This window comes from Burkholderia metallica (genome assembly GCF_902832845.1).
In the GTDB taxonomy this organism is placed as follows: Bacteria; Pseudomonadota; Gammaproteobacteria; order Burkholderiales; family Burkholderiaceae; genus Burkholderia; species Burkholderia metallica.
The window spans coordinates 417,061-438,641 of the sequence record NZ_CADFDB010000002.1 but is presented as its reverse complement, the minus strand read 5'-3'; the positions used below and the strand labels follow the sequence as shown (position 1 = coordinate 438,641).

The window sequence follows — 21,581 nt, the reverse complement described above, 5'->3', positions numbered from 1 at the left end:
TCGAAGCGGCGGCCGGCGCGTCACGCGTCGTGCCAGCGGAACAGCCGCGCGGCGGCGAACAGGAACAGCGCGGTGCTCGCGGTCATGCCGAGCAGTTGCGGCGCGAGCTGCGCGTACGGGGCGCCGTCGACCAGCGCGCCGCGCAGCGCGACCGCGAACTGGTTGGTCGGCAGGAACGCGAGGACGGCCTTCAGCCAGGCCGGCGCGTCGTGCATCGGGATCGTCAGGTCGCTGAAGAACAGCAGCGGGTAGTAGGTGACGTTGCACGCGAGTTCGGCCGCGGCGAGCGATTTCGTGCGGCTCGCGAGCAGCACGCCGATGCTGAGCACCATCGCCGCGCCGAGCAGCACGATCGGCAGCGCGCGCAGCCCGTCGGGCGTCGCAATCGGCAGCGCGATGCCGAACGCGACGCGCGCGACGGTCAGCAGCACGAGCGCCGACAGCGCCATCATCGCCATCCGCGCGACGACCAGCGCGGCGAGAAACACGCCGCGCGAGACCGGGAAGCACACGTACAGCTTGAACGTATTGCGCTCGCGCAGCGACGCGATCGCGGTGGTGGTCGAGTTGAGGCCGATCGCCATGAACGCCATCACGAGAATGCCGGTCGCGAAGAACGCGCCATAGTCGAACGGGCGGCGCGCGGGCGCCGCGTTCTCGAAGCGCGCCTGCGCGGCGGGCAGCCCGAGCCGCTGCGCGGCGCAGCGCGCGAGCGCGATCTCGACGACGCGCGACGCGGCCTTTACGGCCAGCGAGCCGTTGAAGTCGTAACGGATCGTCGCGGGCGTGCGCTCGTCGGCGCCGAGCACGACGGTCACGCGATCGGCGGCCGCGCCGCGGCCGTCGAAGGTCGCCTTCACCGTGTCGCTGTGCGTGAGGCTCGCGACGATCTGCGCTTCGCATGCGCGGCTGTACGGCGTGGCGCCGCCGGGCACGTCGAACGCGACGTCCGCGGTGCCGAGCGAACCCGACCCGCCGAACGCGAACAGCATCACGCTCAGCAGGAACACCGGGAACACGAGCGTCCAGAACAGCGACGAGCGGCTGCGCAGATAGCCGAGCAGCTCGTTGCGCACGAGGATCAGGAACACCTTAGTCATGAATGGGGCCCTCGGTACAGACGCGCAGCAGGTCGCCCGGCGTGCTCGGCGCGAGCGCGAGATGCTGGATGCCCCGTTCGCCGACGATGCGGTGCACGTTCGGATGCAGCGTTGCGTCGCCGAACACCTCGACGACGTGCGTGGGCGACACGCGCACGCCGGTCACGCCCGGCAGCGCCGCGAGCCGCTTGCGCAGCGCGCGCGCGTCGGCTTCGTCGCGGCAATGCAGGACCGCGCGCGCGTCGCCGACGAGTTCGGCGCGCAGCGCGTCCCGGTCGCCCTGGTAGCGCACGCCGCCGTCGCGCACCCACACGAGATCGTCGACGACGGCCAGCTCTTCCTCCGCATGGCAGATCATCGCGATGCTCGTGCCGCGCGCGCGGTGGCGCAGCAGGTCGATCACGACGCCCGCATAGCGGCGGTCGAGGCCGGTGAACGGCTCGTCGAGCACGGCCAGTTCGGGCCGGTGCGCGAGCGCGACGTAGAGATCCACGCGCTGGCGCTGCCCCTTCGACAGCGCGCGGCACGGCTTGTCGAGCAGCTCGGCAATGCCGAGCGCATCGGTGACCGCGGCATCCGTGTGCACGTACATCGCGCGGTGCAGCGCGACGATTTCCGACACGCGCAGATGATCGGGATACTCGACCTTCTGCAACTGCGCGCCGAGGCGCCGCAGCGAGCGCGTATCGCGCATGAAGCGCGCGGCCGGCTCGTCGAGCACGCGCACGTCGGTGCCGCCGCGCCGGAAGCCGAGCAGCGTTTCGAGCAGCGTGGTCTTGCCGGAGCCGTTCGGCCCGACGATCGCGGTGACGGCGCCGAGCCGGAACCGCACGTGGCGCGCGGAAAAGCGGAAATCGCCGGCCGCGACGTCGATCGCGCGCGCACCCAGCGCCGCGCCCGGCGCGTGCGCATCGGGCAGCGGCGGCGCGGCCGTGCGCAGCGGCCGGTCGAATGCGGTGTGCGGGCCGAACAGCGCGCGCACGGAGGCGAGGAACGAATCGCTCATCGTCGGCTTCCTGTCAGTCGAACAGCATGACCTGCGTGTCGCGCGCGCCCCGGTACGGGTTGCGGCCGTGCGCGACCAGCATGTTGTCGACGACGAGCACGTCGCCGGCCTGCCACGGGAATGCCAGCTCCTCGTCGTCGAACGCGTCGTAGATCGGCGCGAGATCGTCGAACGGCATCGGCGAGCCGTCGCCGTAGCGGATCTCGTACGGGAATGCGGCGCGTGCGCCGTACATGCGCTGCAGGTAGCGGAAGCTCAGTTCGCCCATCGAGCGCGGGTTCGGGTGCTGCGCGCTCGCCTGGTTGAACCACACGGTTTCGCCGGTGCGCGGATGCACGCGCAGCGCGCTACCCACATGCGACACGGTCACGCTGCCGTCGTCGAGCCAGCGGCAGCCGACGCCGCGCTCCGCGCACAGCCGCTCGACCTCGTCGCGCTCGCGCGTGCCGAACGCGTCGTCCCACGGCCGGTGGTATTCGGCGAACGGCAGGTTCGGGTTCGCGGCGAGGCCGTCCGCGCGATCGCCGGGCGCCGCGAAATTGCGCAGGTACATCACGCCGCGCTCGGCGAACCGTTCGCGCAGCGCGGCCGGCACGCGCGCCGTCACGCGCCGCATGTCGCAGATCGGCGTCTCGCCGCCCGCGTCGGCCGGCTGCCGGCAGTAGAACGCGACGAGGCGCGGAAATGCGGGCATGTAGGCCATCTCCTGGTGCAGCCCGATCTTGAACGGCGGCGGCATGCGGGTCGACTCGTACACCCGGCCGTCGATCTGCCTGCGCGGCGCGGCGCCCGCCGTGTAGCCGTTCGCGTGCGCCGGATACAGCGCGCCGAGGCGGCCGAACGCAGCGGTGTCGGGCACCGCGAAGCCGCGCCACAGCAGCGCGCCGCACGCGTCGAGCAGCGTGTCGATCGTGTCGAGCCGCGAGCGGTACCACGCGACGAACATCTCCGGCGACGTCGCGAGTTCGGCGCTGCGCGGCGTCACGCACAACGGCAGCGTCGCGCCGGGCGCGACCGCCGCGCAGTGCACGTCGTCGGCGCCGAGCCGTGCGGCGGCATGCGCGGCGAGGAAGGCGAGGTCGGTCATCGCTCAGGCCAGCGCCGGTTTCTTCAGCAGGATCTCGAAGCCGAGCGCGCCGAGCCCCGCGCTCGGGCTGTAGATCGACGCGACGTCGGCGAGACCGGCTTCGGCGACGAGCGCGTGCGCTTCGTCGAGCGTGATCTTCTCCTCGACGTGGGTCGGCGGATAGTCGGCGGCGGCGCGCATCTCGGTGAAGCGGTCGAGCAGGTGCTGCGGCGCGTCGCGGCGCATGTCGTGCACGAGCGCGATCCCGCCCGGCTCCAGTACGCGATACATCTCGGTGAGGCTCAGCGCCTTGTCGGGCAGATGGTGCAGCGTCGCGCGGCCGACGGCCATCGTCAGCGTGCCGTCGTCGAACGGCAGCGCGAGCGCGTCGCCCACGCGCATCTCGATCGTGTCGTCGAGACCGAGGTCGTGGATGCGCGGGCGGCCTTCGTCGAGCATCGCCGGATCGAGATCGATGCCGACGTAGCGCCAGCCGCGCATCGCCGGATCGGTCGCGAGCCGCACCGGCACGACGCCGGTGGCCGTGCCGATGTCGGCGATCGTGCCGGGCGTCATCGCGCGCGCGAGCTGGCGGATGCGGCTGATGAACAGCAGGTCCCACGGTTCGAGCGTTTCGGTGGCGAAGCGATCGTAGTCGTTCGCCGGGCGCAGGTTCTTGAGCAGCATGACGTTCCTTTGGCTGAGTGCGGAGGGAGAAGGGTTCACAACCAGCCGACCGGCACGGCGGCCAGCAGCCGTCGCGCGGTCGCGCTGTTGACGCCGAAAGCCGGGCGGCGCCGGCGCTCGACCGCATGCGCGGCCATCGCCGCGATGCGCGCGCCGAGTCCGACGCCGACACCCCACGACGGCGCGGCGACACCGAGTTCGAGCAGCGTCGCGGCGGTCAGGAAATCGATGTTCGGCCGCAACGCGCGGCGCGCGTCGGCCTGCGCGCAGCACGCGTCGAACAGCGTCACGTACGCGCCGTCGAAGCCGCATGTGGCGAACCGGCCGCGCATGTGCGGCGGCCGCGGGTCGGCGACGAACAGCGGATGGCCGAAGCCGTACAGCGTGCGTTTCGCGTCGAGCGTCGCATCGATCGCCGCGCGCCCGGCCGCATCGAGCGCGGCGGCCGGTGCATCGGTGCCGCCGGGGATCGCGCGCACGAGCGCGGCGAGCCACTGCATCGCTTCGAGCGCCGCGCCGACGTGCGACGGTCCGCTCGCGAGGAAACCGGACGCGATCGCCTGCGTGAGCGTCACGCCGGTGCCGATCGCGACGCGCGGCGCGAGCACGGTCGGCGTGATGTAGCCGAAGCCGGCGTGCCACGCGACGAGCAGCATGTCCATCGCCGCCTGCGCCGGTGCGTCGGTGCGCGTCGCGCCGGTCAGCACGAGCATGCGACGGGCTTGCGTCGCGGCGCCGTCGAGCGACGCGCCGGCCGCATCGTCGCGCGCGGCGAACGGGCGGCCTTCGATCGCCGCACGCAGCAGGAACGGCGCGGCGGCCGCGCACAGCAGCATCGTGTCGAGATCGGCGTCGTCCGGCGCGGCGTCGCCGCGCACGCGCGCGGTCACGTCGTCGAAGCCGCGCAGCAGGCCGGACGCGGCCGCGAACACCGGCGCGACGCCGGCCGCGCCGAGATCTGCTGCGAAGGACTGCGCGGCCGAGCCGGGCGCCAGCGCATCGGCGAACGTCGCGAGCCGCGCGCCGATCGCCGCTTCGTGCGTGCGATGCGCGGCGCTGCCCGGCGCGACGTCGAACCACAGATGCGCGAGTGCGCCTTCGAACGTCGTCGCGCCGATCAGCGCGTTCAGGTCGAGATCGCGCACGCGCAGCGCTTCGGGTTCGAGCGTCGCGCCGTCGATGTCGGTGCCGCGGTGGCGGGTGGCGGGGCGGCCGAGCAGGTTGCGCGGTGCGTCGCCGGACGACGCATTCGTGGCAGGCGTGACGGTAGTGCCGTGATTAAGTGTCGTGTCCATGTCATTCCACCTGCGCGAGTTCTTCGCTGCTGACGCTGATCGCCGCCTGCGCCATCGTGGCGATCACGGCCGCGTGCTGGTCGACGACGGGCAGCACGTTCGCGAAGTAGTAGCGCGCGCTTTTCAGCTTGCCGCGATAGAACGCGAGTTCGGCAGGCGTGTCGGCCGTTTCCGGCGCGTCGAGCCGGCGCGCGGCGATCGTCGCCGATTCGAGCAGCACCCACGCCGACGTGACGATGCCGAACATCTCGAGAAAGCGCGTGTAGAACTGGCTGCTGCGGTGCGTGTGGCCGTCCTGCACGTCGCGCGCGATGTCGTCGAGCGCGGCGGCGATCCGGTCGGCGCCCGCGCGCAGCGCGTCGAACAGCGGGCGCAGTTCCGCGTGCGTGCCCGCGTGATGCTGGCGTGCGAGAAACACGTCGAGCTCGTCGCGGTAGTACTGGATCAGCCGCGAATGGCGGCCGAAGCCGAGCTTGTCGCGCACGAGGTCCTGCGCCTGGATGTAGTTCGTGCCTTCCCAGATCGACAGGATCTTCACGTCGCGCGCGTTCTGCTCGACGGGGCTCGCGTCGGTATAGCCGAGCCCGCCGTGCACCTGGATCGCGGTTTCGCAGATCCGCCATGCCTGGTCGGAGATGAACGCCTTGCAGATCGGCGTCAGCAGCAACTGGAGCTTGCGATGGCGCTCGATCTCGGCCGGGTCGGCATCGGGCGTCGCTTCGAGCATCGCCGCGCGCGTCGCGGTCGCCGCGAGCTTGCCGAGCAGGCCGCGGCAGCCGTCGACACGGCTTTTCATGTCGACGAGCATGCGCTGCACGTCCGCGTGCTCGACGATCGCGACACGTGCGGCGTTGGTGTTCGATGCGCGCTCGATAGGCCGGCCCTGCAGCCGGCGCCCCGCGTATTCGACTGCGTGCAGGTACGCGCTCGACGCGACGCCGACGCCGAACATGCCCGTGCTCATCCGCGCCTGGTTCATCAGCGGCATCAACTGCAGCAGGCCGACGTTGCGCCGGCCGCCGAGCAGCCAGCCTCGGGTCGTGCCGTTCGCGCCGAACACGAGATGCGTGTTCGCGCAGCCCTTGAGCCCCATCTTGCGCGGCAGGCCGATGCAGTCGACGTGGTTCGGCTGCAGTTCGCCCGTCTCCTCGTCCGGCCAGAAGCGCGGCACGACGAGGCACGACAGCGAGAACGAGTCGGGCGACGCGGTGTCGATGCGGCCGAGCACGAAGTACAGCGTGTTCTCGGTCAGCTCGTGCATGCCGGCGGAGATGTAGACCTTCTCGCCGTCGATCGCGTAGATGTCGCGTTCGAGCGGCGTCGCGCGCAGTGCGACCGCGGTGAGGTCGGTGCCGGCCTGCGGTTCGGTCGCGCAGAAGCATGCGTCCCAGCGGTACGCTTCGAGCGGCGCGATCAACGCCTTCTGGTGCGGCGTGCCGTGCATCTGCAGCAGCTTGATCGCGGGGCGCGTGAAGCCGCCGTACGTCATGAACGACGGGTTCGCGCCCATGAACATCTCGTAGATCATCTGCGTGACGATCGGCGGCAGCCCGTGCGCGGTGCCGAACAGCGTGTTCGACCATTCGTCGCGAAAGCGCGCCCACAGCGCGTGGAAATGCGACGGAATGCGCACCTGGCCGTCGTCGAGCAGCGTGCAGCCCTCGACGTCCGCCTGCTGATAGCTGCGGCCGAGGTCGAGCGCGAAGTCGCGCGCGCGTTCGAGCAGCGCGTCGATCGATGCGCGGTCGTGCGTGCCGTACGGGTTGGGCTCGGTCAGGAAGCGCCGGTCGGCTTCGAACAGTTCCCACAGAAAGAAGCGCAGTTCGCGCAGGCTCACCTTGTAGGCGCTCATCACGCGTCTCCTTCGATATCGAGCGCGGCGTCGAGGCCGCCGGCGAGGTCGACGACGGCCGCCGCCGCCGCGCCGTGCAGCGCCGCATCCCACACGAGCACCGTGCGGCGTTCGCCTTCGTCGAGCGCGCCGGCGAGCCGGATCAGTGCGGCCGCCGATTCGGCCGACGACAGGTGGCCCGCGGCTTCATGCTGGATGCGCGCGGCGACCGGGATCGACGCGGCGTCGGCCACGCGCGCGGCGAAGCCCGGATCGAAACCGGGCGGCACGCACCAGTCGATCTGGTTCGCGCGCAGGTTCGCGTGGTCGAGCGCGCGGCGGATCGCCCGTGCGGCGACCGGCGCGAGCGTGTCGCGCAGCGTGACCGGCGCGTCGGCCCACGGATCGGCGATCGACGGCCCGAATTCGACCGCGACGGATCGCACGCCGCCCCAGTCGGCCGGCTCGGGCGTCGGGCCCGCACGCGACACGAGCAGCGCGGCGGCCGCGTCGCCGTAGCCGACCAGGTCGCCGAACTGGCGGAAGAACGGGTAGAGCCACTTGTCGCTGAGGATCACGAGCGCCTGGTCGCCTTCGTCGAGCAGCCCGTCGAGCAGCATCAACGCGGAATACCAGCCGAGCGTGCCGTTCTGGCCGAGCGCGAACGGCGTCACGCGCTGCAGCCCGAGTTCGTACTGCATGCGCCCGACGACCGAATCGCCGATGCCTTCGTTGAGCGCGCAGCTCGCGACGATCACGTGGGTCGTGCGGGCCAGTTGCGCGGAGCCGAGCTGGTCGCGCAGGTCGAGCGCCGCGTCGGCGGCGAGGTCGGCGAGGCTGCGCCCGGGCGGCGCGACCCGCAGCGTGGGCCGGCCGCCCGGCGCGAGGCGCGTGCCTTCGTCGGGCGTCAGCGCGCCCATCCCGCGCGGCCGCGCGAAGCGGGCCTGCGGCAGCAGCAGGTGGCGGTAGCCGGGATGGCGTTCCTGCGCCTGGATCGCGCTGAACACGACCGACGGCGGCAGCACCACGACGCCGCCCGACAGCGCGAGCGTGCCGGGCGCGGCGACGCGGCGCGCGCCGAGGCAGGTTTCATCGAGCGTCGACAAGGTCATGCGGCGGTCTCCTCGTTCGTGTGCGCGAACGCGTCGCGGTACTGGTTTTTCAGCGCGGGGCGGTCGATCTTGCCGTTCGGGTTGCGCGGCAACGCGGGCAGCGATTCGACGACGAGCGGGTTCATGTAGGTGGGCAATGCGTCGCGGCACGCGCGCGCGATGTCGGCGCGGCATGCGTCGGCGTCGAGCGTCGACACGACGCATGCGGCGATCGCCTCGCCGAGCGACGCGTGCGGCACGCCGAACACCGCGGCCTCGCGGATGTGGGGCAGCGCGAACAGCACGTCCTCGACCTCGGTCGGGCTCACGCGATAGCCGGACGTCTTGATCATGTCGTCGCCGCGCGCGACGAAGTACAGGTAGCCGTCCGCGTCGCGGCGCACGATGTCGCCGGACCACACCGCGACGTCGGCGCGCGGAATCTCGCCGTGCCGGCGCGGCAGCGCGCGAAAGCGCTGCGCGGTCAGCTCGGGCCGGTTCCAGTAGCCGAGCGTGACGAACGCGCCGCGATGCACGAGTTCGCCGGGCTCGTCGGCCGCGCATTCGCTGCCGTCCGCGCGCAGCACGAGGATTTCGGCGTTCGGCACGGCCTTGCCGATCGACGTCGGCCGCAGGGCGGCGTCGGCCGGCGGCAGGTACGTCGAGCGGAACGCTTCGGTCAGTCCGTACATCAGGTACGGCGCGGCGTTCGTGAACAGCGCCTGCAGCCGGTGCAGCAGCGGGGTCGCGAGATGGCCGCCCGTGTTCGCGAAGCGGCGGATCCGCGTGCGGGCGGTATCGCTCCAGCCGGTGGACGCGAGCTGCATCCACAACGGCGGCACGCCGGTGATCGACGTCACGCCGAATGCGTCGCAATGGCGCGGCACCTCGGCCGGCTGCAGGAAATCGAGCGGCGCGTAGCACGCGCCGACGGCGAGCGCGGTCGTGAGCTGGCTCAGGCCCGCATCGAAACTGAGCGGCAGCACGCCGAGCACGACGTCGTCGTCGGCCAGCGCCTGGTAAGCGGCGACGCTGAACGCGCCCGACACCAGGTTGCGATGCGACACGACCACGCCTTTCGGCTTGCCGGTCGAGCCGGACGTGTAGAGCAGCGCGGCGGGATCGTCGTCGACCGAGCGGCCGGCGGCGAACGATGCTGAAGTGTCGGCGCCGGACGCGCCGATCGCGTCGGCCAGCTCCTCGATCAGCATCGCGCGTTCACCGACGAGCGCGGCGAGCGCCGGCAAGCGCTTGATCCGCTGCGCGCCCGTGATGAACAGCGCCGCGCCGCTGTCGGTGACGATGTGTTCGATCTGCGCTTCCTTCAACTGCGGATTGACCGGCACGAAGATCGCGCCGAGCGCGTTGGCCGCGAGCATCGCGACCACGGTTTCGACGCGCTTCGGCGCGTAGATCGCGACACGCTCGCCGGGCCGCACGCCGCGCGACGCGAGCGCGGCGGCCGCGCGGCGGACTGCGCGCGCGAGCTGTTCGTAGGTCATCGTGCCGCCGCCGTCGGCATAGGCGGGATGCTGCGGCCAACGCTGCGCGCCGTGTTCGAGCAGGTCGGCGACGCTGATCAGGGCGTTCATGATCGGCTCCTCTGTTGGATGGGTCTAGGCGGGCCGCACGTACACGTGCGCGGCTTCGTGGGACAGGAAATGCGCCATCGAGTACGTGCGGTGATACGCGCCGCAGCGCGCGAACACCGCGATGTCGCCGACCTGCGGCGGCGCGCCCGCGTCGTCGCGGCCGATCACGTCCGCGCGGCTGCAGGTGCTGCCGACGTACAGCGTCGGCACGCCGCGCGACGGCGGCGCGGGGGCGCGGCGCACCAGCGACGGCGCGGCCAGCCGGCGCATCACCGATTCGGTCTGCGCGAGCAGGAACGCATGCGACAGTCCGCCGTCGCAGACGGCGATCGTGCGGTCCTGCCACGTCTTGACCGCGACGACGCGCGTCGCGAACACGCCCGCGTCGGCGAAGATCGCGCGGCCGGATTCGTGCGCGAGCGAATACCGGCCGGCCAGCGGCGCGAGCGCGCTCGCATAGCGCTCGAATGCGGCGTCGCCCGGATGATCGTCGGCGAAGCCGCCGCCGAGGCTCAGCGAGGCGAGCGGCGCGCCGTTGGCGGGCGCGAGATCGCGGGCCAGTGCCGCGAGCCGTTCGGGCAGCACGAGCGTGTCGGGCTGCGTCGCGTCCTGCCGGATGAACGAGTGCGGGCCGGAGAATACGTGCAGCCCGGCCACCGGCAAGCCGGCGGCGGCGAGCGTGCGCACCGCGTCGTGCGCTTCATTCGGCGTCATCCCGAAGTGGTCGTGCCACAGCGGGCGCGCATCGTCGCCGGCCAGCGCGCCGGCATTCACGCGCAGCAGCACCGAACCCGGCGTGCTGCCGCCGGCCGCCGCCTCGCGCGCGAGCGGCACGAAGCGCGCGACTGCGTCCGGGTTGTCGAGCACGAAGTGGCAGCGCGACGCGAGCCCCGCACGCATGAACATCTCGTCCATCGCCGGGTTGTTCAGGTAGCGCGGCGCCTTGATCCGGCCGATCACCGCGTCGAGTTCGCCGCGGCTCGCGAGCTCGACGCCGTCCTCGTACGCGTGCGCGCAGCGGGCGAGCAGGTCCTGGTTCGGGTTCGCCTTCAGCGACACGATCAGCCGCGTGCCGAGCCGCGCCTTCAGCGACCGGTAGCGCGCGATCGCGACTTCCGGCTCGTACACGTAGCACGGCGTGCGCAGATCGGCGATCCACGCGTGGTCGCCGGTGGGCGGAAGCGGGCGCTCAGGCGTCATGGCGGCCCACCGGATGGAGCGTGGCGGCCGCGTACGCGCCGCAGTTCGACTGCATGACGCCCAGCACGCGCTGCCCGCGCGCGACCGCGTCGAGCCCGACGTCGGCCAGGTTGATCGGGAAATCCGAACAGCACGCATGGCCGCGCGCATGGATGTTCTCCGCATAGAGCCGCTCGGCCGGCACGCGCATCGCGCGGCACAGCGCATTCCAGCCGGGCAGGTCGGCGTTGTGCGGCAGCACGAGTTCGTATGCGTCGAGCGCGTGCGGTTCCAGTGCGACGGCCGCGTCGATCGCCTTGCGCGTGTACGGCCACTCCATCATGATCAGGTCGGCCTCGTTCGCGGCGACGGTGTCCGAGCCGCGATGCCATTTCGCATGCGTCTCGATCGCGATGCCGCCGAGGCGGTTCTTCGTGCTGTTGCGCGCGATCAGCATCGCGGCCGCGCCGTCGCACTGCACGCCCGTCATCTGCCGCATCCGGTAATCCTCGCCGTACACGCGGTCGGACGACACGACGAGCGCCGCGTCGAGCTGCGGATGGCGGCGCATCAGCGCGCGCACCGCCTCGATGCCGGCCGCGACCGACACGCAATTGAGCTGCGCGACCGAGCCGAGCCACAGCGGCTCGATGCCGAACCGCGCGGCTACTTCATGCGGCAGGCTGCGAGGCGCGGGCGGCACGCTGAACTGCTGCGTGTGCACGTGGACGATCGCGCCGATGTCGGACGGCGCGACGCGCGCCGTGTCGAGCAGCCGGCCGACCGCCGCGATCGCGAGATCGGTCTCGCTCGTGTCGAGCGCCATGTGGAAATAACGGCTGCCCGACTGCGCGATCGCCGCGGCCCGCTGCGCGGGGTAGTCGCGCTCGGCGGCCCATGCTTCGATGTCGACCGGCAGGCCCGGCAGCTCGTAGGCCACCGCGTCGATGCCGATCCAGAAGCCGGCGCTGCGTGAGGCTGGGGAGGCGTTCGTCGTCATGGTTCAGTTGAGCGGCATCGCCGCGTAGTCGAGGACGTCGAGTTTTTCGAAGGTCGCCTGCACGGTCGGCGTGAGCAGGCCCATCTCGCGGATCGTCGGCACCAGGCGCCGGAAGATCGAGCGGCGGATCGAGCTGGACACGGGCGACTCGCGCACCATCGCGCTGCATTCGCGTTTCGACAGCCCCATCGGCTCCCAGATGTCGTCCGCACACAGGTGCTCGTACAGCACGGCCGCGCCTTCGCAGACGAACTCCTCGCGCTCGCGCAGCTCGACCGCGCTCATCTCCGCATACACGCGGCACAGCGTGATCCGCCCGACCGCGAAGTGGCGCGACTCGTCGCGCTGGATGCGCACGAACAGGTCCTTGATGAACGGATCGGTGCTGTACGCGACGACGCTCTGGAAGATCGACAGCGCGATGCCCTCGACGAGCACCTGCATGCCGAGGTTCGTCATGTCGAGCGCACTGCTCGTGATCGTGTCGTGCAGCAGCCCCTTCAGCGAGCGGCTCATCGGGTAGCTGACGTCGAGCTTCTCGTTGACGAGCTTCGCGTACGCCTCGACGTGGCGCGCTTCGTCCATCATCTGCGCGGCGGCGCACAGCCGCGCGCTCAGGCCGTTCTCGGCCGACGCGAGCTTCGACGCGCAGATCAGCGCGGCCTGCTCGCCATGCAGGATCTGCGACAGCAGCCAGCCCTGCGCGTGATGGCGCACCTCGCGCTTGTCGGCGTCGGACAGCTTGCCCCACAGTTCCGTGCCGTAGATCAGCAGCGTCGGGTCGGGCATGCCCAGCGGATTCGCCGGATCGAGGTCGTGACTCCAGTCGACGTCGGTCGCGACGTCCCACTGCGCGGCCTTCGCCTTCTCGTACAGCCGGTTCAGCGCCTCTTCGCGCAGCGCGTAGTCGTTCGACATCAGCGCGTCGACGGGCATCGACCAGCGGATGTCGGCCGTATCCTGCATCACGGTAAGCGTGTCAGTCATGTCAAGGTCTCCCCGGCCGCGCGGCGGCGCCGGAATGATGGGCGGAATCGGTAAGCAGCGGGGCGGCGGCGCGTGGCGTCGCCGGGTGCGGTTCGAGACGGATCGCATACGACGGCCATGGGCCGCGCAACTGCGCGTCGAACGCGTCGGCGAGCCGCGCGGGCCAGATCGCGCAGCACACGCGGTTGTCGCCGGCGAACTCCGCATCGCGCAGGATGCGGTCGCCGATCCACACGACCGGGGCGCCGCGTGCGGCATCGCGCAGCGCTTCGTCGTACAGGTGCACGCCGAGCAGCACGTGCGGCGCGAGCAGTTCGGCCGGCAGCGCACCGAAGTACGGCGCGCAGACTTCGATGAACACGCGCGCGTCCGGATGCACGGCGTCGCGGATGCGCACCGCGATTTCCGCGAGGAACGCGAAATACTGGACGTGGTCGAGCAGCACGCGGCGTTCGCCGCCGAGCGTGTCGCCCGCGTCGCCAGCGTCGTATACGTCGCCCGCGCTTTCCGCGAGCGCGGCGCGCGCATAGTCGGCCGGCGTGTCGAGCGGCATCCGGTACGCGCTCGCGGCGACCGCGACCGGCTGCCGCGCATCGCGCTCGATCCGGTAGGTGAAGTGAACGGGTCGCACCATGTCACGCCTCGCCGTCGAGTGAGAAGGTCGCATCCGGCGCGAACGCGACGTCCGCGACCGCGTAATAGCCGTTCAGCGCGAGCGAGCAGACGGCCGCGCGGCGCGGCGTGTCGCCGTCGCGGTGCGCGAGCAGCACCGACAGCCACGGATCGCTGCCGAATGCGTGACCGAACAGCCCGTGACCGTCGGGCAGCAGCGGCGTCTTGCCGACCGACGCGAGCAGCGCGCGGCGCGACGTGGCTGGAAAGAACGGCAGCGCCGCGTGCAAGCCGGGGCGCGCCGCGCAGAACGTGCGGATGTCGCGGCCCAGCCGCACGACCGCGCTGGCCGGCGGCGCGGCGTCCGCGAGCACCGAGCGCGCGGACGGCGACGCTTCGCGGCCGACGTCGACGAGCAGCGTGCACACGCCGAAGCCCGAGCGCCCCCACGCGGGGTTGCCGTGCCAGTACGTGTAGCCGTGCACGTCGATGTCGACGATCTGCAGCAGCAGCGTGCGCGGCCCGGTTTCCGCCGCGGTCGCGAGCGCGCGGCGCAGCACGTAGCCCCAGCCCGCGCACTCGTACGAGCAGGTCATCCAGTCGGGCGTGTAGTCGTTCGCGCCGGCGAGCGCGTGCGCGAACACGCGATGCTGCGGCGAATCGTTCATCAGCAGCATCGACAGGATCGTCGAGCTGACCACGTAGTCGTCCGCGCCGACCGCGCCGCACAGGCGCTCGCGTTCGGCGCACGCGAGCGTGCCGATCGCGTGCGCCGTGTCGTCGAGCGGCACGGCCGCGCCGTCGCGCGACGGCGCGACGCGCCGGTACGCGAGCGCCTGCACGGTCAGTGCGGTCGCCGGTGCCGGCTGGGCGGCGGGAGCCGCCGCGGTCGCAAGGGGCGCGAGCATCGTCGTGTCAGGCGGCGTGCTGCTGGCGGCGCAGTTGCGCGTCGAGCTGCTGCAGCGTCGTGTACTGCGTGATGTTCAGCGCCTCCGGATCGATCGAGCCGTAGAGCTGTTCGCAGAACACGATCAGCTCGACGATGTTCAGCGAATCGATGCCGAGTTCGCCGATGCCGGCGTCGGTGTCGACGGTCTCGACGTTGAGGATCTTCGCGACTTCGCGGGACAGGATGTCGAGCGCGTCGGCCGGAACGGTCTGGGTCGTCATGAGAGGAGCTCCTGGTAATGAAGTGGGTTGATCGGGATCGATCGGCCTGTCGCGTGGGTCAACTGCCGGCTTCGCAGCGCAGGCTCTTGCGAAGCTCGTGATAACAACGGTACGAACTGCCTTCCATCTTCGAGAACGCCAGCAGGTCGCGCTGATCGTCGAAGGTCGCGACCCGGCCGTCGCGCACGAGCGCCGTCAGGAACTCGTTCGACAGCAGCTTGATCGCGAGCACGCGCTGCACCTTGCCGAAGCTGTAGTGCGCGTCGTCGGTCTGGCTGCGCGCGGCGTCCTCGATGAAGCGGTGCACGGCGCGCGCGTCGGCGTCGAGTTCGACGCGGCCGGTGCGTTCGAGCCAGCCGACGTGCGCCATCAGCGCGCGGACGAAGTACGGCCGCACGACGGTCAGGTACTTGTTGAACACGGTCGGGCCGCCGATCCGCAGCCGATCGTCGGCGCTCGCGCGCACCTGGCCGCCGACGTTCGCGAGCTGCAGATTGCCCGCGAGGAACGGCGCGCCGCAGGTCGTGCGCTTCAGCTTGCGGTACTCGTCGGGCCACACGAGGTACGCGGCGGGGAACATCACGCCCGGCAGCCGCGCGGCCACGACCGCCATGCAGTCGCGATGCGCTTCGATGCCCCAGACCTTGTCGACGGTGAGCGCGAGCCCGTGGTCGTCGCTGCGCACGACCGTGCGCCACGCGGCGAGCGTCGGGCCGCCGCCGTCGCTCATCAGGAATGCGAAGTTGTGGCCGCTGTCGATGCAGTCGCACGCGCGGCGGTTCTGGTCTTCCGAAAAGAACAGCCCGAACATGATGCGGATGAACGCGCGCATGAACGGCTTGAACAGATGATGAAACCCTTCGCGGCCGATCTGTTCGAGCAGCGCCTCGGTGAGCGGCGCCTCGTCGTGTTGCAGCGGCGTCGACGCGGACGAATCGGGCAGCACGTCCGGCGTGGCGGGATGCAGCGCGATCACCATCTCGCTGTCGAGCAGCCGCACGGCGGCCGCTTCGACGAGCCGGGCGGCCGCGCGCGGCGGCGTGCCGAGCGATGCGATCGTGTCGAAGTGGCGCAGCACCGGATACGCGGCCTGGTCGGCCACGCGCAGCAGCAGCGGGGTCGCGAGCGGGGCGGCGGACGAAGCGGGAACGGAAAGCGTGGACATGGGCAGGATTCCTGTCAGAAGCGCACGCGCACGGCGGCGTCGATACGGGTGCCGAGACCGACCATCCGGTACTCGGAACTGCTGTCGGAGAACGCGCGGGTGACCGCGACATCGACGCTCACGCGCTTGCTTACGTCGGCGACGGCCTGCGCTATCGCGAGCAGGCCCTTGTCTTGCGGCGAGTAGACGCCGCGCAGCGAATACTCGACGCGGCCGATCTTCTTGCCGAGACGTGCGAACAGGTAGTCGCGCAGGTTGCCGTCGACGCTCACGAAATCGGCCGTGCCGCCGAGGCCGGCCAGCGCGGCGCCGGGTGCGGCGGGCAGCAGTGCGTTGTTCGCGCGCACCGCGCCGACCATCCGGCGCCACTGGCTCGCGTCGTAACGCGCTTCGTCGTGCGACCACTCGACGATCAGCGAGACGTTGCCGGGCAGCGCGCTCTGCATGCCGACCGCGCTGCGCCACATGACCTGGCGATCGTTGCGGCGATCGACGGCGTCGTATGCGTTCGGGGAATCGAGCGGCGTGCCGTTCGCGATGAACGCCGGCAGCGGCCGCGTCGTGCCGCGTTCGAGCCACGCGCTCGCATAGACGGTGTTCGAGCGCGCGACGTCGAACGACAGCGTCGCGCCGGCGCCGCCGCGCCCCGCGTGACGGCCGGCGAGCAGCGCGGCCGAGCCGCCCGACCAGTTGTACGCCCCGCGCACGAGCTGCGTCGCGCCCTGCACGTCGCGGTTGTCGACGTCGTTGCGCAGCGTGCGGTTTTCGCCGGCGATGAATTGCACCGTGGTCTGCTCGCCGGCCCATTTCGCTTCGACGAGCGGCGTGCCTTCGACGTCGCCGTAGCGGTCGTAGATGTCGGCCGTCGCCGCGCGCTTCTGGAAGAAGCCGAGCGGAAAGAACGCCTGCGACGTGTCGAGCGGATCGATCCGCTTGCCGGCCGTGAGCGTGATGCCGTTGTCAAACGCGTAGCGCACGCCGGCCTCGTTGAAGCGGGTGGCCTGCGCGCCGAGCGAGTGGTTGGCGGCCACCGCGCGGGCGTTCAGGAACAGGTTTTCGCCGTCGATGCGCGCGAGCACGCCCGCTTCCTGCAGGTTGCGCGGCTCGTCGCCGATCAGGTGGCCGAGCAACGCGTGGCCGTCCATGCTGTCGACCGAGCGGGCGTACGCGATGCCGTTCAGCGTGCTCAACTGTTCCATCAGCGATTCTCCGTGCGCGAGCGTGCAGCCGAGCGCCAGCGGAACGGCGAGCGCGACACGCGGCCAGCTGCGGCTGGTTGACGGGCGAGGGCGGTCACGATGGGCGTCGGCATGGGCGTCGCGGTCACTGGCCATCGGCAAGCGTGTCGGGGTTGAACCAGCCCGACGGAATCCGGTGCGGCTGGCCGTCGAGGATATCGACGACGCTCGCGCGCTGCTTCTCGATCTCGTTGCGATACGTGATCTTGCGGATCACCTTGCGCCCGTTCGCATCGACCGGCGCGGCGAAGTCGGCGCTGCGAAACAGCAGGCCGCTCGCGAGGAAGAACTGCGCGCGCACCGGCACGTCGGTATCGGGCGTGACCCACAGCTTGATCGTCGGGTACACGTTGTCGGGGTCGGTCGCGGTCAGGTCGAGCTCGGTGGCCGGCTTGCCGGCGATCGTCGTCGCGCCCGCCGCGGCCGACGCGCGATAGCTGTCCGCCCAGTGCGTGCGCGTGATGTCGCTGATCACGACCTCGCCCTGCAGCCGTTGCATCCCGTTGATGCGGACCGCGCTGCGCGTGTTTGGCACGTAGAACCAGTGGCCGCGCGTCGTCGCGAGATACTTCTGGCCGTCGTTCTCGCCGCTGCGCGTGAGCGCGAGCGTGTCGCCGTTGCCGCGCGTGTAGACGAGGTAGCGGGTCGCGTCGCCGGCCTGCCCGCCGACTTCGTTCGTGATCTGGATGGTCGTCTGCGTATCGGCGGCCGTGCTGCGATATGCGTCGGCGCGGGCGAGCATGGTCTGGGCCGTCGGCGCGTCGGCGGCCTGCACGAGCGGCGCGCACGCGACGAGCGCGGCGGCCAGGGAGCGAATGCGAATCATGGGGCGAGTCCTTCGAGGATGTTGCGTTTGGCGAGCCCGAGCGTCGCGAGCAGCGCGGCGGCCACTCCGAGCGCGACGAACGCGCCTTCGACGGCGGCCACGGCGGCCGGCGACACCGCGAATTCGAGCAGGATCGGCTTCACGCGGCCCGGCGGCGCGGGCAGATGGATCTGCGCGTGGTTGAGCGCGACCATCGTCAGCAGCGCCGCCGCGATGCCCGCGGCGGCGCCCAGCAGGCCTAGAAAGGCGGTCTCCTGGATCAGCACACCGCGCACCGTTGCAGCCGGCACGCCGAGCGCACGCAGGGTCGAGATCTCGCGACGGCGCTCGACGATGCTCATCAGGATCCAGTTGCTCATCGACAGCAGGATGGTCAGGCAGAGAATCGCGCCGAACACCGAGAACTGGTTCTTGTACAGCGCGACGACCTGGTGATAGAGCGACACGAGCTGGTCCCAGGTCTTCACGTCGAGCGTCGGCAGCGCGGCGCGCAGCGTCGCGGCGGCGGCCGGCGTGTGCGCCGTGTCCGACAGGAACACCGCGATACGCGACGCGCGGTCGGTGCGCAGCAGCGCCTGCGCGGCCGTGAACGTCACGTCGACGATCCGCTCGTCGACGTCCTTGTTGCCCGTGCTCATCACGCCGACGATCTGCGCGTCGGTCGCGTTGATGCCGCCGTGCGCGGTCGACGCCATCAGCTGCACGACCGAGCCGACGTGCACGCCGAGCTTGCGCGCGAGTTCGGCGCCGACGACGACTTCGGTGCCGGCATTCGTCGGCGACAGGTAGCGGCCCGACAGCACCGTGTGATAGTCGAAGAAGCCGGGCGGCTCGCGGTTCGGCTCGATGCCTTCGCCGACGAAGCCGTCGCTCAGGTCGCCGTTCGAGATCAGCCCGTCGAAGTCGATGCCGCGCGCGGTGGTCGCGACGCCGGGCAGCGCCGCGATCGCGTGCGCTGCGGCGGCCTGCTCGTCGGCGCTCAACCCGTACTGCAGCGGCCGCTCGCCGATCAGGTCGAGATAGCCGCGGTGCAGCACCTGCACGTGGCCGACGCCGCTGTCGATCGACCCTTCGCGCACCGCGTCGAAGGTCGCGATCACATAGCCGAGCGCGAGGCTCGACGCGAACGCGGCAACGCCGATCATCGCCATCGTGAGCACGGTACGGCGCTTGTTGCGCCAGAGGTTACGCCACGCAAACGTCGACCAGTTCACGATTCACTCCCGGTACGCCGTCGCGCATCTCGATGCGGCGCGGCAGGTGCGCGCACAGACGATCGTCGTGCGACGCAATCAGAAAGGCGGTGCCCAGCGTGCGGTTGGTGTCGAGGATCAGCTCGGCCACCGCCCGCGCGTTGGTGCTGTCGAGGCTGGCGGTCGGCTCGTCCGCGATCACGATCGCCGGCTCCTTGGCGAGCGCGCGGGCCAGCGCGACCCGTTGCTGCTCGCCGCCGGACAGCTCGCCGGGGCGGTGGCGTTCGCGCGCGGCGAGCCCCACCGCGTCGAGCATCGCGCGGGCGCGCTCGCGGCGCGTGCGCGGCGTGCCCCATGCGAAGCAGCCGAGCTCGACGTTCTCGAGCGCGGACATCACCGGTATCAGGTTGAACTGCTGGAACACGAAGCCGATGCGCTCGCGGCGGATCCGCTCGAGCGTATCCGGCGCATCGTCGATCCGGCGGCCTTCGAGCCAGCGCTCGCCGGTGCTCGGCACGTCGAGAAAGCCGGCGAGGTTGAGCAGCGTGCTCTTGCCGCTGCCCGAGGGGCCGACGAGCGCGACGACGTCGCGCCGGCCGATCGAGATCGTCGCGCCGCGCACCGCGACGACGCGGCCCGCGCCCTCGTACACGCGTGAGACGTCGCGCAGTTCGAGCACCGGCGTGAGCGGGGCGGCCGTCATGCGTACGCTCCGTGGCCGGCTTCGGCGGCCGCCGGCGCGTGGATCACGGGCAGCGCGCCGTTCGCATACAGGTCGCGGCACTTCACGCGCTGCAGCTTGCCGCTCGTCGTGCGCGGCAGCGAGCCGGGTTCGACGAAGCACAGATCCTGCGCGGCGAAGCCGATGCGCGACGCGAGCAGTTGCTGGCACTCGGCGCGCGTCTGCGGCGTCGCATCGACGGGCCGCGCTTCGATCGCGACGACCAGCCGCTCGGTGCCGGTCTCCGGGTCGGGCAGCCCGAACGCGATGCAGGTGCTCTTGCGCAGCGTGCGATGCGACGCAAGCGCTTCCTCGATTTCGTGCGGGAAGTAGTTACTGCCGCGAATGATGATGACTTCCTTCTTGCGCCCGAGGATATGAAGCTGGCCGTCCGCGACGTAGCCGATGTCGCCGGTGCGGAACCAGCCGTCGGCCGTCAGCGGCGCGGCGATCGAGCCGTCGTCGGGGTTCAGGTAGCCGAGCATCACCGACGTGCCGCGGATCGCGACTTCGCCCACCGCGCGGTTCGCCAGCGCATGGTCGCCGTCGTCGAGAATCCGGAACGCCATGCCGTCGATCGGCGTGCCCATCGCGAGCACGGTTTCGGTGTTGGCGGCGGCGGCGCCGTCATTCGCGGCGGCCGGCTGCGCGTCGCGGCGCTCGATCAGCGCGCGCCGGTCGAGCGTGTCGGCGATCACGTACGGCGCGCCGTCGATCGCGCCGTCGTGCCACGCACGATGCATCGATACCGCGAGCGTCGATTCGGCCATTCCGTAGCACGGCTGCAGCGCCGATGCGGCGAGACCGTACGGCGCGAACGTCGCCGCGAAGTCGCGCAGCGTCGCGTCGTCCACGCGTTCGCCGCCGATGAAGATGTTGCGGCACGCGGACAGGTCGACGCCTACCATCGCGGCGGCATTGAAGCGGCGCACGCAGTAGCGCAGCGCGAAGGTCGGCACCGATGTAGTCGTCGCGCGCGCCGACGCGATGCGCTTCAGCCAGCCGAGCGGATTCCGGATGAAGCTGTTCGGCTGCATCATCAGCAGCGGGGCGCGGTAGTGCATGTTCGACAGCAGCGTGAGCAGCCCCATGTCGTGATAGAGCGGCAGCCACGATGCAGTGCCGTCGCCGGCCGCGATGTCGAAACGCACCGATCCGCCGATGCCGAGCACGTTCGCGATCACGTTCTCGTGGCTGAGCACCGCGGCCTTCGGGTGCGACGTCGAACCCGACGTGAGCTGTACGTGATGCGGGTCGCGGCCGTGCTTCGCGCTGATCAGCGCGCGCCCGCCGGCATCCGCGGCGCTCGACAGCATCTCGAGATCGACGACGCGGGTGGAGGACGCGGGGAATGCAGCGTCGCGCCACGCGGCGGCCTGCGCATCCGCGGCGATGACGACGCGCGGCCGGTACAGCTCGCAGGCGACGTCGATCACCTGCCGCCCGGCGGCGGCGCGGCGCGCGGGAACGGGCACGGTGCAGGGCAGCGCGCCCGTCATCACGCAGGCCATCATCGCGGCCGCATGCTCGACCGACGCGGGCAATGCGAGCATCACCAGGTCGTTCTCGCGCACGCCGAGTTCGCGCAGCGCGCCGGCCTGGCGAAACACTTCTTCCGCGAAGCGCCGGTACGTGATGCCCGCCTCGTTGCCGGCCTCGTCGACGAACGTCATGCGGTGCAGCGCGCCCGCGACGTCCTCGAGCGATTCGATCAGGCGATGAATGGTGGATGCGCACTTCGTCACGAGGATTCTCCCCTTGAGGAACACGGACGCTCGGGCCACGGTGCCGGCGGCGCCGTTCGTCGAGTGAGGAGGATTCT

General features: G+C 71.1%; 20 protein-coding genes. All 20 read right to left on the bottom strand.

What is annotated here, in order from left to right; genetic code table 11:
* Positions 1-20: 20 nt before the first annotated feature.
* From HWX08_RS09290 to HWX08_RS09195, 20 genes are read right to left on the bottom strand one after another with little or no spacing between them, the layout of a single operon-like run.
* Complete coding sequence (locus tag HWX08_RS09290; protein ID WP_174921374.1) at positions 21-1,100, bottom strand: ABC transporter permease; 1,080 nt, start codon at positions 1,098-1,100, stop codon at positions 21-23.
* Positions 1,093-2,106: an ATP-binding cassette domain-containing protein gene (locus tag HWX08_RS09285; protein ID WP_174921373.1), complete on the bottom strand. Its 1,014-nt coding sequence runs from the start codon at positions 2,104-2,106 to the stop codon at positions 1,093-1,095. Before HWX08_RS09285 ends, HWX08_RS09290 begins: the two co-directional genes overlap by 8 nt.
* 13 nt (positions 2,107-2,119) lie before the next feature.
* The gene (locus HWX08_RS09280) at positions 2,120-3,193 is read right to left on the bottom strand and encodes a TauD/TfdA family dioxygenase (RefSeq protein WP_174921372.1); all 1,074 of its coding nucleotides are present in this window, start codon (positions 3,191-3,193) and stop codon (positions 2,120-2,122) included.
* Positions 3,194-3,196: 3 nt separating this feature from the next.
* Entirely contained in the window at positions 3,197-3,859 is a 663-nt protein-coding gene (locus HWX08_RS09275) for a class I SAM-dependent methyltransferase (protein WP_069258618.1), read from the bottom strand.
* Positions 3,860-3,894: 35 nt separating this feature from the next.
* Positions 3,895-5,154 carry a citrate/2-methylcitrate synthase gene (locus HWX08_RS09270; protein ID WP_174921371.1) on the bottom strand — a complete coding sequence of 420 codons (1,260 nt, stop codon included), beginning with the start codon at positions 5,152-5,154 and terminating at the stop codon, positions 3,895-3,897.
* 1 nt (position 5,155) lies between these two features.
* Complete coding sequence (locus HWX08_RS09265) at positions 5,156-7,006, bottom strand: acyl-CoA dehydrogenase family protein (RefSeq protein ID WP_174921370.1); 1,851 nt, start codon at positions 7,004-7,006, stop codon at positions 5,156-5,158.
* Positions 7,006-8,097 (bottom strand): hypothetical protein, encoded by a 1,092-nt coding sequence (locus HWX08_RS09260; protein ID WP_175807008.1) that lies wholly within the window; start codon positions 8,095-8,097, stop codon positions 7,006-7,008. Before HWX08_RS09260 ends, HWX08_RS09265 begins: the two co-directional genes overlap by 1 nt.
* The gene (locus HWX08_RS09255) at positions 8,094-9,668 is read right to left on the bottom strand and encodes an acyl-CoA ligase (AMP-forming), exosortase A system-associated (protein ID WP_174920472.1); all 1,575 of its coding nucleotides are present in this window, start codon (positions 9,666-9,668) and stop codon (positions 8,094-8,096) included. The genes HWX08_RS09260 and HWX08_RS09255 overlap by 4 nt, the downstream gene beginning before the upstream one ends.
* A gap of 24 nt (positions 9,669-9,692) precedes the next feature.
* Complete coding sequence (locus HWX08_RS09250; RefSeq protein ID WP_174920471.1) at positions 9,693-10,868, bottom strand: PLP-dependent decarboxylase; 1,176 nt, start codon at positions 10,866-10,868, stop codon at positions 9,693-9,695.
* Positions 10,858-11,847: a beta-ketoacyl-[acyl-carrier-protein] synthase family protein gene (locus HWX08_RS09245; RefSeq protein WP_069258612.1), complete on the bottom strand. Its 990-nt coding sequence runs from the start codon at positions 11,845-11,847 to the stop codon at positions 10,858-10,860. The genes HWX08_RS09250 and HWX08_RS09245 overlap by 11 nt, the downstream gene beginning before the upstream one ends.
* A 3-nt stretch (positions 11,848-11,850) precedes the next feature.
* Positions 11,851-12,834 (bottom strand): ferritin-like domain-containing protein, encoded by a 984-nt coding sequence (locus HWX08_RS09240; RefSeq protein WP_069249716.1) that lies wholly within the window; start codon positions 12,832-12,834, stop codon positions 11,851-11,853.
* A 1-nt stretch (position 12,835) separates the two neighbouring features.
* On the bottom strand, positions 12,836-13,468 hold the full coding sequence (locus HWX08_RS09235; RefSeq protein WP_174920470.1) for a hypothetical protein: 633 nt from the start codon (positions 13,466-13,468) through the stop codon (positions 12,836-12,838).
* 1 nt (position 13,469) lies between these two features.
* Complete coding sequence (locus tag HWX08_RS09230) at positions 13,470-14,354, bottom strand: hypothetical protein (protein ID WP_174920469.1); 885 nt, start codon at positions 14,352-14,354, stop codon at positions 13,470-13,472.
* 7 nt (positions 14,355-14,361) lie between these two features.
* Positions 14,362-14,616 carry an acyl carrier protein gene (locus tag HWX08_RS09225; protein WP_011661019.1) on the bottom strand — a complete coding sequence of 85 codons (255 nt, stop codon included), beginning with the start codon at positions 14,614-14,616 and terminating at the stop codon, positions 14,362-14,364.
* A 58-nt stretch (positions 14,617-14,674) separates the two neighbouring features.
* The gene (locus tag HWX08_RS09220; RefSeq protein ID WP_174920468.1) at positions 14,675-15,781 is read right to left on the bottom strand and encodes a hypothetical protein; all 1,107 of its coding nucleotides are present in this window, start codon (positions 15,779-15,781) and stop codon (positions 14,675-14,677) included.
* A 14-nt stretch (positions 15,782-15,795) separates the two neighbouring features.
* A complete protein-coding gene (locus HWX08_RS09215; protein WP_174920467.1) occupies positions 15,796-17,115 on the bottom strand; it encodes a hypothetical protein in 1,320 nt (439 codons plus the stop codon).
* Entirely contained in the window at positions 17,105-17,845 is a 741-nt protein-coding gene (locus tag HWX08_RS09210) for an outer membrane lipoprotein-sorting protein (RefSeq protein ID WP_174920466.1), read from the bottom strand. The genes HWX08_RS09215 and HWX08_RS09210 overlap by 11 nt, the downstream gene beginning before the upstream one ends.
* Positions 17,842-19,059, bottom strand: coding sequence for an ABC transporter permease (locus HWX08_RS09205; RefSeq protein ID WP_174920465.1), 1,218 nt, complete (start codon positions 19,057-19,059; stop codon positions 17,842-17,844). The genes HWX08_RS09210 and HWX08_RS09205 overlap by 4 nt, the downstream gene beginning before the upstream one ends.
* Positions 19,031-19,741: an ABC transporter ATP-binding protein gene (locus HWX08_RS09200; RefSeq protein ID WP_174920464.1), complete on the bottom strand. Its 711-nt coding sequence runs from the start codon at positions 19,739-19,741 to the stop codon at positions 19,031-19,033. The genes HWX08_RS09205 and HWX08_RS09200 overlap by 29 nt, the downstream gene beginning before the upstream one ends.
* Positions 19,738-21,504: a fatty acyl-AMP ligase gene (locus tag HWX08_RS09195; RefSeq protein ID WP_244122699.1), complete on the bottom strand. Its 1,767-nt coding sequence runs from the start codon at positions 21,502-21,504 to the stop codon at positions 19,738-19,740. The genes HWX08_RS09200 and HWX08_RS09195 overlap by 4 nt, the downstream gene beginning before the upstream one ends.
* Positions 21,505-21,581 lie beyond the last annotated feature (77 nt).